16 protein-coding genes are annotated in these 12,483 nt (G+C 64.8%); 2 read left to right on the top strand and 14 right to left on the bottom strand.

The features are described from left to right. Positions 1-7 precede the first annotated feature (7 nt). Positions 8-532: a hypothetical protein gene (locus NE609_RS09330; protein ID WP_256152357.1), complete on the top strand. Its 525-nt coding sequence runs from the start codon at positions 8-10 to the stop codon at positions 530-532. Positions 533-1,162: 630 nt separating this feature from the next. Here NE609_RS09330 and NE609_RS09325 read toward each other — a convergent pair. The 14 genes from NE609_RS09325 to NE609_RS09260 form a co-directional block, all read right to left on the bottom strand. Beyond that, entirely contained in the window at positions 1,163-1,585 is a 423-nt protein-coding gene (locus NE609_RS09325; RefSeq protein WP_101551408.1) for an EamA family transporter, read from the bottom strand. Positions 1,586-1,590: 5 nt separating this feature from the next. Then, positions 1,591-2,655, bottom strand: coding sequence for a tRNA 2-thiouridine(34) synthase MnmA (gene mnmA, locus NE609_RS09320; RefSeq protein ID WP_186895822.1), 1,065 nt, complete (start codon positions 2,653-2,655; stop codon positions 1,591-1,593). A gap of 186 nt (positions 2,656-2,841) precedes the next feature. Next, on the bottom strand, positions 2,842-3,552 hold the full coding sequence (locus NE609_RS09315) for a hypothetical protein (protein WP_256152356.1): 711 nt from the start codon (positions 3,550-3,552) through the stop codon (positions 2,842-2,844). 130 nt (positions 3,553-3,682) lie between these two features. Beyond that, complete coding sequence (hpf, locus tag NE609_RS09310; protein ID WP_101551415.1) at positions 3,683-4,219, bottom strand: ribosome hibernation-promoting factor, HPF/YfiA family; 537 nt, start codon at positions 4,217-4,219, stop codon at positions 3,683-3,685. 142 nt (positions 4,220-4,361) lie between these two features. Next, entirely contained in the window at positions 4,362-5,198 is an 837-nt protein-coding gene (locus NE609_RS09305; protein ID WP_121586539.1) for a fumarate hydratase, read from the bottom strand. Continuing rightward, positions 5,198-6,349: an amidohydrolase gene (locus NE609_RS09300; RefSeq protein ID WP_121586538.1), complete on the bottom strand. Its 1,152-nt coding sequence runs from the start codon at positions 6,347-6,349 to the stop codon at positions 5,198-5,200. The genes NE609_RS09305 and NE609_RS09300 overlap by 1 nt, the downstream gene beginning before the upstream one ends. Before the next feature lie 64 nt (positions 6,350-6,413). Beyond that, positions 6,414-6,926: a S1 RNA-binding domain-containing protein gene (locus tag NE609_RS09295; RefSeq protein ID WP_101551421.1), complete on the bottom strand. Its 513-nt coding sequence runs from the start codon at positions 6,924-6,926 to the stop codon at positions 6,414-6,416. 78 nt (positions 6,927-7,004) lie between these two features. Beyond that, on the bottom strand, positions 7,005-7,295 hold the full coding sequence (locus NE609_RS09290) for a septum formation initiator family protein (RefSeq protein ID WP_121586537.1): 291 nt from the start codon (positions 7,293-7,295) through the stop codon (positions 7,005-7,007). Further along, entirely contained in the window at positions 7,292-7,843 is a 552-nt protein-coding gene (gene yabQ / locus NE609_RS09285) for a spore cortex biosynthesis protein YabQ (RefSeq protein ID WP_256152355.1), read from the bottom strand. The genes NE609_RS09290 and yabQ overlap by 4 nt, the downstream gene beginning before the upstream one ends. A 33-nt stretch (positions 7,844-7,876) precedes the next feature. Further along, positions 7,877-8,158, bottom strand: a complete 282-nt coding sequence (locus tag NE609_RS09280) for a YabP/YqfC family sporulation protein (protein ID WP_101551428.1) — start codon at positions 8,156-8,158, stop codon at positions 7,877-7,879. 106 nt (positions 8,159-8,264) lie between these two features. Beyond that, on the bottom strand, positions 8,265-8,507 hold the full coding sequence (locus NE609_RS09275) for an RNA-binding S4 domain-containing protein (protein ID WP_121586536.1): 243 nt from the start codon (positions 8,505-8,507) through the stop codon (positions 8,265-8,267). Positions 8,508-8,573: 66 nt separating this feature from the next. After that, the gene (locus tag NE609_RS09270; protein ID WP_101551433.1) at positions 8,574-8,852 is read right to left on the bottom strand and encodes an HU family DNA-binding protein; all 279 of its coding nucleotides are present in this window, start codon (positions 8,850-8,852) and stop codon (positions 8,574-8,576) included. A 66-nt stretch (positions 8,853-8,918) separates the two neighbouring features. Next, the gene (gene mazG, locus NE609_RS09265; RefSeq protein WP_186895821.1) at positions 8,919-9,737 is read right to left on the bottom strand and encodes a nucleoside triphosphate pyrophosphohydrolase; all 819 of its coding nucleotides are present in this window, start codon (positions 9,735-9,737) and stop codon (positions 8,919-8,921) included. 48 nt (positions 9,738-9,785) lie between these two features. Then, a complete protein-coding gene (locus NE609_RS09260) occupies positions 9,786-11,528 on the bottom strand; it encodes a polysaccharide biosynthesis protein (RefSeq protein ID WP_256152354.1) in 1,743 nt (580 codons plus the stop codon). 132 nt (positions 11,529-11,660) lie between these two features. On the opposite strand from NE609_RS09260, the gene NE609_RS09255 reads away from it, so the two are divergent. After that, positions 11,661-12,338, top strand: coding sequence for a 5'-methylthioadenosine/adenosylhomocysteine nucleosidase (locus NE609_RS09255; RefSeq protein WP_121586534.1), 678 nt, complete (start codon positions 11,661-11,663; stop codon positions 12,336-12,338). Positions 12,339-12,483 lie beyond the last annotated feature (145 nt).

The raw sequence follows: 12,483 nt of genomic DNA, 5'->3' as shown, positions 1-12,483 counted from the left end.
ATTGCTTATGCTGCGACAGCGTTCCCGTCCCCATACCGCGCTTGTGCTGGTGCTCTCCATCCTCTGCGCCATCCTCATCGCGCTGGGGCTTTTCCTCTTCCTTCGCAACCTGAACGGTTCTTCCGGCGAAGTCAAAAGCGCCTTCCGGGTGGAGGGGCTCGACCCCGCCGCCCAGACGGGCACCCCGCCCGGCGCGCCCTGGAATGAAAAATCCCCCGGTGAAAACCTCTTCGGATACCGCGTCAGCTCCACCGTCACCTTCCAGTCGGACGGCACGGGCGGCGGGCTCAACGTGCAGAACCCCGCGTTCAACGAATACCTTATGGTCGTCGAGCTGACCGCGGACGGGGACGAGAGCGTCCTCTACCGCTCCCAGTACATCGCCCCCAACCAGTACATATCCCAGGTCGACCTCCGTGAGCCGCTCGCCCCGGGCGAGCACGAGGGCACCGTCTATCTCAGCGCGGTCGACCCCAAGACGCTCGACGTCGTCGGGGTGCTCGAAAATCCCATCCTCATCAAAGTGAAGTGAGAAACAAAAGGAACCGGCCGCAGGGCCGGTTCCTTTTTGGTTTGCCGCTCCTCGAGCGGCGGAGCTTGCCGTCTGCCCGCCGGTAGGGGCGTTCTTAGGTTTGCCGCTCATCGAGCAGCGGAGCTTGCCGGTGGTCGACCGGCGGCGCTTCTTAGATTTGCCGCTCGTGAGCGGCGGAGCTTGTCGGTAGTCGACCGACAGCGAGTGACTTTCTTTACGTCAAAGAAAGTCACCAAAGAAGGACGCCAAAGGACCCTCCGCCGGGTCCTTTGGAATCCCCGGGAGACGCCTTGCCAGTACCCGCCGGTTACCGTCACTCCCCACAGGTACACTAGCTGAGGGCTCAATTCAGGTTGCGGGCGCTCCCAACCGCCGTATCTCCCCGGGTGCACCTGTAAGAGCGTTCCTGAGGCTCTCGGGAAGAGGCGTTGCGCCTGCGGCGCGGCGGCTGACGGGCTGCTGTAGACTGGTACTTCGATCCGTCATACGGGGACGCGACTTTCTGGGCCAAAGGCCCATTTGTCGCGGCGTGGGGGTCAAGGGGGCGCAGCCCCCTGCGGCTTCTTTCCCCCATTTCTTGTCCGTACAAGAAATGGGGCCGCCCGCCGGGGCGGGACCCGGCAACTACACCTATCGGCGGTTGAGGAAGAACAGTCCGGCTACGCAGAGCACGATACCGATCAGCTGGTTGTGGGAGAGCTTCTCGCTGAAAAAGAGCAGTCCCACAAAGAGCAGGATGACGGCGAGCGCAATGTTGGCGACGAGGGAACAGACGCTGATGTTCCAGCCTGCGCGGTAGGCGTAGATATAGCCGAGCTCCAGCCCGACGATCGACGCGCCGAGCGCGGCGCTCGTCCAGTTGATCGAGCGGAAGGCGGCCGCCGAATCCCCCTGCGCGGTCACGAGCAGCATCCCGAAGGAGACCGCGCCCGCGGTCAGGTAGGTGATCACGAGCGCGGCGAACGGGTTCGCACCCGCCGGCATCGTCTTGGTGAAGAGGTTGTAGAGCACGTTGGAGGCCACGATCATGACAATCGGGACGAGTAGGTTCATCGATATCACTCCTTATCCTGTCCTGCCGCGCGGATGGTCGCGCCGCCCACCACGCGTTCCCCGTCGTAAAAGACCACGGCCTGTCCCGGCGTGATCGCGCGCTGCGGGGAATCGAACCGCACCCGCACCTCCCCCTCTCCGAGGGGATAGACAGTGGCCGGGGCGGGGGTGTGCGCGTAGCGGATTTTGGCCCGCACCGAAAGCGGCCCGCCGAGCGCGCCGCCCGAAATGAGCCGCAGCCCGTCCGCGAACAGCGTGTCGCGGAAGACCGCCGACTCGTCCGACAGGGTGACAGTGTTGTGCTCCGGATCAAGGCGGCTCACATAACGGTGGGTTCCGAAGGCGACCCCAAGCCCCTTGCGCTGCCCGATCGTATAGTGCAGCACCCCCCGGTGCCGTCCGATCACGTTGCCCGCGTCGTCAAGGTAATCCCCCTCCTCGGGGGGCTTTCCGGTGTGCCGGGCGATGAAGGAGACATAGTCGCCGTCCGGCACGAAGCAGATGTCCTGGCTGTCCGATTTGGACTGCACCGGCAGCCCCGCTTTCGCGGCCAGCGCGCGCACCTCGCTCTTGTCATAACGGTCGAGCGGCAGCAGCAGCATCGAAAGCTGACGCTGGTTCAGGTGGTAGAGCACGTAGGACTGGTCCTTGCGGGGCTGGGCGCTGCGCCACAGCTGGTAGCGGCCCGACGCCTCGTCGAACCGCACCGCCGCGTAGTGCCCCGTCGAGATGCAGCCATACCCGAGACGCTCGGCGTCCCGCGCGAACGCGCCGAACTTGATGCTCCGGTTGCAGGCGATGCAGGGGTTGGGCGTCTCGCCGCGCAGGTAGCCGTCCGCGAAGCAGTCGAGCACCCGCTCGGAAAAGAGGGCGCGGTAATCGAAGACGTAATGCGGGATGCCGAGCTTTTCGCAGACCGCCTTCGCGTCGGAGACGTTTTGCTCGGGGCAGCCGTCGAAGAGCTCGAACGTCGCGCCGCCCACCTCATAGCCCCGCTCCTTCAGGAGCAGCGCCGCCACCGAGCTGTCCACGCCGCCGCTCATGGCGACCAGCACCTTTTTCATTTTCACGCGCCTCCCTTCAACGCAACAGGCGAAGCCTCGCTTCGCGCGGCTCCGCCTGTTTACCGCACATATGAGTCCGTTCTTTCGGTATGCCCCCCAGGGGCCCCCCTCCGAATCTCCAGATCTTTTCATATGTGGCATGTCTATATTATACACGCTGTATTGCCAATGCGCAAGGGGGTTTTTAAATGTTTACAGACCGTAAACCCGCGCAAACATCGCTGAAAAGTCGGTATTCCGGAAGGGCGCGGGTCCGCCGCCCAGCAGGCGGTATCCGAACCAGGACGCCGCTCCCGCGGCGATCAGCACCCCCACGATGATCAGCAGCTTGACCACGATGCCCGGGCCCGCCTTCGGCTTGTCCGCGCCCCTGCGGGGAATCTCCCGCGCGGGGGGCGCGGAGGGCGTTTCCCCGGCGGGTTCGGTTCCGGGGATCCGCGCGGCCGGTTCCGGACGGTAGACGAAATAGGGCGCCTCCGACGGCCCGGCCGGGTCGTCCACCGGCTCGAAGCCTGCGGGCGCGGCGTACCTCCCGCTTGCCGGGGGTCCGTCCGCGCCGAAGAGGGGGTCGCCGTACCCGCCGGGAGCAGGCTCCTCCGGCAGGGAAACCTGGAAATGGGGCGGCGCGAGGTCGTCCTCCGGGTCCTCCTGCGGGAAGACCCCGGGCGCGAGGGGAGGCTCCTCCGGCACGTCCGTGGGCGGAAGCGAAAAGTCGGGCGCCCGCTCCCCCGGCACGGACGCGTACCACGCCGCCGCATCGTCCGGCTCGTCCGGTTCCCGGACGAGGAAGGGCGGGGTCAGCTCCTCATAGTGGTCGTGGTAGTCGCTGACGATCCGTTCGCCGCAGTAGGGGCAGTATTTGAAATCGCTTTTGACGTTGTTTCCGCATTTTTTGCAGAGCATCCGCGCACCTCCGCCCGTGAAATTACCTTTATCCTATCACAAATGCCCGGCGGTTACAAGAAATTCCCGCCGAAAAGCCGGTCCCCCACGCGGGGAGCGTGGGGGACCGGCCTGTGGGAGTGCTGTATCGTCAGCCGACCGTCGGCTCGAGAATCCCGTAAGTTCCATTGTGGCGTTTGTAGACCACGTTGATCTCGTTCGTCTCCGCGTTGAGGAAGACGAAGAACTCGTGCCCGACCATGTTCATCTGGAGGATCGCTTCCTCCACGTCCATCGGGCGCAGCGCGAACCGTTTGACACGCTTGACGGCGTACTCCGGGGCCTCCGACTCCTGCTCCTCGCCCACCTCGACGTTCGCCGCGTCGAACGCGGTGTCCCGCAGGCGCTTGCCAAGCTTGTTCTTGTTCTTCACGATCTGGCGGAAGAGGGAGTCCACCACGGCCTCCAGGGAGTCAAAGCGGTCGGAGGTGGTTTTCTCCGCGCGATAGAACATACCCCGCGACTGGATGGTGACCTCGACGGTCTCGCGGTCGCCCTCGTTGGTCACCGTGACGATCGCGTTCGCGCTGTCGTCAAAGAACCGGTCCAGCTTGGCGAGTTTCCGGTCGATCCTTTCCTTGAAAGAGTCGCGAACAGAGGTTTTCCGTGCTGTGATGGTGATGTTCATAAATTCAACCCCTTTGTTTTATAGCAAAACAGGCAAGCCTGCTTTTAACATTTTACCCAATTATCTTACCTTTATTATACAGGACATTGGGCGAATTTACAAGGGGGTATCGGAGGGTTCGTGGAAAATTAACAAACAGGACTCAAATCGTCCGGCAGGCGTGCCGCGTCACATGGCAGCCCATGTTCACCGCCAGCGGCAGGCTCGCGATGTGGGTCGCCCCCGCCTCGATGTTGACCGCCAGCGCCGTCACCCGGCCCCCGAAGCCCTGCGGCCCGATGCCTGTGCGGTTGATCCCCTCGAGCATCCGTTCCTCAAGCGAGGCGTAGAGCGGATCGGGATTGCGCACGGCCGTGTCCCGGCAGAGGGCGCGTTTCGCGAGCAGCGCGCACCCCTCGAAGTTGCCGCCGATGCCGACCCCGACCACGACCGGCGGGCAGGGGTTGCTCCCCGCCGCCTCCACCGCCCGCACGACCGCGTCGATCAGGTCCTGTTCGGAGGCCGCCGGGGTCATCATGCGGATGGAGCTCATGTTCTCGCTGCCCGCCCCCTTGGGCGCGACGGTGAGGGTGAGCCTGTCCCCCGGCACCAGCCGCAGGTGCAGCACGGCGGGGGTGTTGTCGCCGGTGTTTTGCCGCCGCAGCGGGTCTCCGACCACCGAGCAGCGCAGCAGCCCCTCGGTGTAGCCCCGGCGCACCCCCTCGTTGACGGCCTCCTCCAGGCCCGACACATGCGCGTCCTCCCCGAGCTCGGCAAAGACGACCGCCATGCCGGTGTCCTGGCAGACGGGGATGGAGAGCGCCTCGGCCGTCTCGTAGTTGCGCACGATGTCGGAGAGCACCTCCCGTCCGAGCGGCGACTCCTCCGCCCGACAGGCCCCGCACAGCCGCTCCTTGAGGTCGGCCGGAAGCACCCGGTTGGCCTCGATGCAGAGCGCCTTCACCGCCTCGACGACGGCCTCCCGTGGAATCTCCCGCATCAGCGCACCCTCCTTCCGTCGACGAAGACCGCGAACGGCTTTTGGTGGGTCTCCAGCGGCTCCTCCTCATAGAGCAGAACGTCCGCGTCCCGTCCCGGCGCGAGCGCGCCCACGCGGCCCTCCAGCCCGCAGATCTCCGCCGCCGTGGAGGTGACCGCCCGCAGCGCCGCGCCGGGGTCCATGCCGTTCTGGGCAGCGACCTGCGCGCTTAAAAGCAGGAAGCGGCAGGGCAGCTCGGGGTGGTCGGTCGCGACCGCGACCTTCACCCCCGCGCGGTCGAGCGCGCCCGCGCCGCCGTCGTCGGCGTTTTTGAGCTCCGGCTTGGAGCGCGCGCCGAGCAGCGGACCGGCGATGACCGCCGCGCCCTCCCGGGCCAGCAGGTCGGCCACGAGGTGCCCCTCGGTGCCGTGGACGATCACGTAGGGAAAGCCGAATTCCTTCGCGATGCGGATGGCGGTGAAGATGTCGTCGGCGCGGTGGGCGTGGATATGCGCCTTGATCTCCCCGCGCAGGAGCGGCAGCAGCGCCTCGCACTTCGCGTCGTACTCGGGCTCGTCGAAGTCGTCGTCCGCGGCCGCCCGCTCGAGCTGCTCGCCGTACTTCTTCGCCTTCGCGAGCTGCTCGCGGATGGCCGCCGCGATCCCCATGCGGGTGGCGGGGCCCTGCTGCTTCTCGTGGTAGCTCGTCTTGGGGTTCTCCCCCATCGCCATCTTGACCGCCAGCGGCGCGGCGAGGAGCATGTCGTCCACCCGGCGGCCGCAGGTCTTCATCGCGCACATCTGCCCCGCGATCGGGTTGGCGCTGCCGGGACCGGTCACGACGGTCGTGACCCCCCAGTCGAGCGCCTCGGTGAACGCCCGGTCGAGCGGGTTCACCCCGTCCAGGCCGCGCAGCTGCGGCGTGACCGGGTCGGTGTCCTCGTTGCCGTCGTCCCCCTCGAAGCCGAGCCCGTCCTCCCACATGCCGATGTGGCAGTGGGCGTCGACCAGCCCGGGCAGCGCGACCGCGCCCGCCGCGTCGAACCGCTCCGCGTCCCGCGGCGCGCGCTCCATCGGGCCGACCGAGACGATCTTTCCGCCGTCCATGTGGATGTATCCGTGTTCAAATCTTTCGCCCGCCATCGTGCGGACGTCCGCGTTGACGATTACCATGCCCGTCCTCCTGTTTTCCGCTTCTCTTTTCAAAAGGAAAAGGGCGCCGCGGCGCCCTTTGGAATCATTTGGGTGAATTTCTGCTCCGCGCCGTCCCGCGCTTCATGTCGGTATATTTCTTGAGGTCGGACATCTTGTCCTCGCTCTTCTGCTTGAACTTGCTCATCATGTCCTCGAAGGACATGTTCTCGCTCGTGATGTCCTGTCGCCGGTCGAACCCGTAGGAGACCTCGCGGGGCGGCCTGCGCTGATAGGGCGGGCGCGCCGGACGGTCGCCGGGCGCGCCGGGGCCTCCCTGGCGGAAGGGGCGCGGCGTGTTGGGACGCTCAGCCGCAGCCGGGGCGGGCGCCACCTGTTTGATCGACAGGCTGACCTTACCCTCAGGGGTGATCCCGATGACCTTGACCTTGACCATCTGGCCCATCGACAGGTAATCGGAAATTTCCTTGACATAGGAGGACGCCACTTCCGAAATATGTACCATTCCGGTCTTGCCGCCCGGCAGTTCGATGAACGCGCCGAACTTTGTGATGCCGGTGACCTTGCCCTCCAGAATACTCCCTACCTCAAGCTGCATAAATGTTACGCTGCCTCCTTAACGATCTTGTGTTTTATCGAGAAGCCCTTCCGGCTCCAGACACGCCAAAAAGCGGGCTCACGTGCCCGCTGTGTCACGGAATACGCGCTCGTCCGCCACACCCATATCGAGCTTGTCGCGCGCGATACGGGCCATAAAATCCCGGTCGTCCCCCAAGGCGATCTGCCGCTCGACCTCCTTGTTTGCAACGACCTGGTCTTCCAGCTGCGCGGTTACGTTAGCGAGCAGATTACGCTTGGAGGAGATCTCCATCTGCAGCGTAATCAGGCTTACCACGACGTAAGCGGCGAAGGCGAAGATACAAAACCGGATAAACAGGCTCTTCTTTTTTCCACGTACACTTTTCATGAACCGGGTTGCTCCTGTTCCTTCACGTTTTTCTTCTGTCCGTCCCACTGAAGTCGCTTTTTTAAATTATACAATAAATGACTGTGCTTTTTCAAGGGTATCCTCGAATTTTTCGCTTTATTTTTTATACATTTTGCCGATTGCTTCATGATTTTCGCCAAAAAGCCCTGAATCTTTTCTAACAGGCGCAGGACCGGCGCCACAAAGATCCGGTAAATCAGCCCAAAAAGCCACCGGATGGCCGCGATGATCCCTTTGGCCGCGCCGATGAGCAGCGCGCCGAGGGTGCAGTGGTAGAGGGAAAACCCCACCAGCTCCCCGATCAGGAAAAAGGCGCGCAGCTGCCCGTTGCCCGTTGTGAGCAGGAAAGCGAACGTCGCGCCCGCCGCGGCAAGCGAAAAAAGGATGTCCTCCAGCAGGACGGCCAGGGAGGGATGCCGGAAGGCGATGCGCAGAATCCGGAAGACGTCGTAGCACACCCCGAGCGCCGCGCCCAGCGCGACGGACAGTAAAAAGAGCCACGTCTGCCCCGCGACCGTGATCTCCATCGGCTTCCCCCCGTCCTTCCATTCTACCTTCCGTCAGCGGAATAATTTGCCGAAAAAACCGCCCCGCGCCGGGTGGTTATCCGCGTAGGACAGCCCGTCGATCCGCGCGGCCTCGAGGTTCAGGTCCCCCGTCTCCACGTCGATCCGGCTGATGTGCAGCCCCTCGCCGCGAATCGCCAGCTCCCCCGTCTCGCAGTAGACGACCACCGTCTGCTCGTCGAAGCTGTCCACGTCGGTCACTCCCGTCACCGTCAGCCTCCTGCGGTCCTCCATGATGATGTTGTGCGGCCCCAGATTCCTCTTTTCCTCGACCACCCGCGTCCGCCTCCCCCGTCAATTGATCTCTAATACCTATGAGGGGGCGCGCCAAAATATGAACGGGCCGCCGGAGGGAATCCTCCGGCGGCCCGTGCGCCGATCCTCAGTCGATGACCTTGTAGCCCTCGGCGGCGGTGTCCTTGGTGGCGTATTCGCTCACCTTGAGCACCTGCACCCGCAGGGGCTTATGGCCGAGGTTCAGTTCGACGACGTCCCCCTCCTTCACGTCGTAGGAGGCGCGCGCCACCTTGCCGTTGACCGTCACCCGCCCCGCGTCGCACGCCTCATTGGCCACGGTGCGCCGCTTGATGAGCCGGGTGATTTTGAGATATTTATCCAGTCGCATATGCTTCCTCCAGATGCAAAAACCTGCCGCATCTTGCGACGCGGCAGGCCTTTTGGTGAAACGGTCTTACTTGCCGGAGACAGCGTCCTTGAGCGCCTTGCCGGCCTTGAAGGAGGGAACCGTCGCCGCGGCGATCGTGATCTCCTCTTTGGTGATCGGATTGATGCCCTTGCGCTCGTTGCGGGTCTTGGTCTCAAAGGTTCCAAAACCGACCAGAGCAACCTTCTCGCCGGCCTTCAGCGCGTCGGTGATCGCGTCGACAACCGCGCCGACGGCCTTCTCGCTGTCCTTCTTGGAAAGTCCAGATTTCTCCGCAACCGCGGTGATGAGCTCTGCTTTTGTCATTTTGAATGCCCTCCGTAAATTAAATTAAACATTGTTATATCTTCAGACAGCAACTGCCTGGGATAATCAGTCGGTTGGCTTGGCGGCGTTTCGTTTCTTGGCCTGCTTCCACAGCTCGTCCAGCTTTTCGATGCCGGCCGTCTTCATGTCCACGCCCCGCTCCCGCGCAAGCGCCTCCACCTGCTCGAACCGGTCGATGAACTTTTCGCACGCCTGCCCGAGGCTCTGCTCCGCGTCCACATGGGTAAACCGGGACACGTTGACCGCCGCGAAGAGCACGTCCCCCAATTCCTCATCGATGTGCGCCGCGTCCCCTTCGGAAATCGCTTCCCGCAGTTCCGCGACCTCGCTTTCAAGGTCCCGCAGCGCCCCGTCGGTATCCGGGTAGTCGAACCCGACCTTCGCTGCGCGGTGCTGCACCTTTTCGCTGCGCATGAGCGCCGGAAGCGCCGCGCTCACGCTCCTGAGCGTCTCGGTCGCCGTCTTCTGGCCCTTGGTCCGCTCCTTGATGCGGTCCCAGTTGACGAGCACCTCGCCGCTGTCCGCGACCTTCGTCTCGCCGAACACATGGGGATGGCGGACGATCAGCTTTTTGCAGATGCCGTCGCACACGTCGCCGAAATCGAAACGGCCCGCCTCCTCCTCCATGCGCGCGTGGAACGCCACCTGAAGAAGCACGTCCCCCAGCTCCTCCTGAAGGAGGACCGGGTCGTCGTTGTCGATCGCCTCGCAGACCTCATAGGTCTCCTCGATGAAGTTCCTGCGGATCGAGTGGTGGTCCTGCTCGCGGTCCCACGGGCAGCCGCCCTCTCCGCGGAGCAGGGACATGATCGTAATCAGGTCCCCCACGTCGTATTTCTGCTTGCGCTCAAACTGCACCGGCATGCCCGCCGCGCCCCCTTTACAGGCCCATTTGGGGCTGCTTTTAGTATTCTACCCTAAAAGGGAGCGCTTTTCAAGTAGCTTTGCAAACTTTTCGCCGCCCGGCACCATTAATATGTCCTCTTTGGTGACGGTTTTAGTCAATAAGACGACAAAAACATAAATGACGACGCCGATCGACACGCCGCCCACCGCCGCGAGCTGACTGCCGCAAACCCGCTCCAGAAGTCCGTTTGCGGCCCATGCCCCGACCGCGCAGCAGACCGCCGCGAAAAACGGCTTCCCGAAGACCGGCCCCACCGGGATGCGCACCCCGGTAGAATTTACCAGCACCCCAAAGCTCACGAAGAGCACGAACGCGTAGCAGACGAGCGTCCCGACGGGCGCGGCCTGGATGTTGAGCCGGGGCACCGCCACGAGCAGGAAGTTGAGCACGAGCTTGAGCCCGCCGCCTGCCAGCAGCAGTTTGACCGGCAGGTCGGCGCGCCCGACCGCCTGCAAAATCGCGTTGACCGGCAGCGAGAGCGCCACAAAGATCGCGCTCAGCCCCATCAGGTGGAGCGCCGGGGAGATGACCGCCGACTCCATCGGCTTGGAGAAGAAGAGCAGCCGCAGCACCGGGCCGGCCATCGCGCAGATGCCCAGCCCCGCCGGCATCGCGATGAGGGAGGCCAGCCGCAACGCGGACGCGACGTTGCGCTCCAGCGCCCTCCGGTCGCGCACCGCCCACGCCGCCGACACGGCGGGCAGCAGGCTCACGCCGATCGTCGTGGTGAGCGAGGGCACCAGGTTATAGACCGGCACCGCCAGCCCCGAATAACAGCCGTAGAGGTAGGAGGCGAGCATCTCCCGGCCCACCCCGCCCGGGATGAGCCCCTCGTAGATGCCCTCGATCACGCCCGGGTGCCGGGTGATCGCGTGGCCCAGGCGGTTCATCACCGAGATGAGGTCGATGAAGGAGGTGAGGTTGGTGATGAGCGAGGCGACGCACACCGGCACCGCGATCGCGACCAGCCGTTTGAGCAGCGCGCGGGACGGGGCCGCGGGCGGCGACGCCTTCCACTGCTCGGGGGTGATCGCGCCGCGCCCGAGTCTGTGGCGCGCGGCCATGTAGACCGCGCCGCAGAGGGTGCTGACCGTCACGCCGAGGATCGCGCCCGCCGCCGCGTAGGGCAGCACCGCGATCTGCGCCTCCTGCGCCGAGGCGCAGGGCGCGCCGAACACCGTCTCCTCCAGGGAGAACTGCCGCAGGCCCGCCACCGTCACGCCGTAGGAGAGCGCCAGCCCAAACGCGAGCTTCGCGACCGCCTCGACGATCTGCGAGACGGCGGTGGGGGCCATGTCCTGCATCCCCTGCCAGTAACCGCGCAGCGCCGCCATCAGGCAGCCGAAGAAGAGCGCCGGGGAGAGCATCCGCACCGCCCACACCGAGCCCGGGTTCTGCACCCGGGCGGAAAACCACCCCGCGCCGAAAAACATGAGCAGGCTTCCCGCCGCGCCGACCGCGAGGAAGGCCGCCCCCGCCACCCGCAGGAGCTTGCGCGCGTCGCGCGCGCGCCCGCAGGCCATGCTCTCGCTGACGAGCTTGGAGACCGCCACCGGCACGCCCGACACAAAGAGGGCGTAGAGCGGATAGTAGAGCTCATAGGCGACGTTGAAGTAGCTCATGCCCACGCCGCCGAGGATGTTGGTGAGCGGGATCTTGAAAAGCGCGCCGATCAGTTTGACGACCACCGTCCCGGCCGCCAGCACCATCGTCCCATACAGATAGCCGTGCCTGTGGCGCTGCTCCATTCCCACACCCCCGTCCCGAATTAATACACCTATATTACCACAGCGGGCCGTTTATTACTATACCGCGGTTGCATTCCCCCGCCCTTTCGGGTAGAATGGGAGCATCTGAACCGTTTGGAGGACTTGATTTTTATGGTTACGATCGGCGTCATCTGCGCGATGGACAGCGAATTTGACCTCATCCGCGAGGCCCTCTCCCACGGGGAAATCCAAACCGTGGGCCGCTGTGAATTCCTTTCGGCCGAGCGCGCGGGCAAACGGGTCGTCGCAGCCACCTGCGGCGTCGGCAAGGTCAACGCCGCCGTCTGCGCGCAGATGCTCATCTCCCGCTTCGGCGCGGACTATGTGATCAACAGCGGCGTCGCCGGCGCGCTCTCGGACAGGCTGCGCATCCTCGACCTCGTCGCGGCGCGCACCGTCTTTTACCACGACCTCGAGGAACGCCTGCTGCAAAAGTATTTCCCCCACTGCTCCCGCTTTCCCGCCGACGAGCGGCTCGCCTCCCTCGTGGAGGAGCTCGCCGCCGGACAGGGGGTCCGCTGCGTGCGCGGAGAGATCGTCTCGGGCGAGCAGTTTGTCACCGATTCCGCCGTCAAGGAGCGGATCGCCCGCGAAACCCGCGCCGACGCCATCGAGATGGAGGGCGCGGCGGTCGGCCACGCCTGCTACCTGAGCGGGGTGCCCTTCGCCGTCGTGCGGTGCATCTCGGACGGCGCCGACGACAGCGGCGGCATGGACTACGACACCTTCGTCGGGCACGCCGCCCGGCGCTGCGCCAAAATCACTCTCGGCCTCATCGACCGCATCTGAGCGCGGCGGGAGACACAGGCGGCGGAACCCGCGCATCCGCGCGGGGACGCGTTCGCAGAACGCGTCCGCCCGGCCCGCGGCCGGGCGCGTCCCCCGCACCGCGTGAAAAAAAGCCGCCTCTGACGAGGCGGCTTTTCCGTTTGCG

Source organism: Anaerotruncus sp. DFI.9.16, assembly GCF_024461615.1.
Lineage (GTDB): Bacteria > Bacillota > Clostridia > Oscillospirales > Ruminococcaceae > Anaerotruncus > Anaerotruncus massiliensis.
The sequence above is the reverse complement of the archived record's forward strand: the minus strand, read 5'-3'. Positions and strand labels throughout refer to the sequence as shown.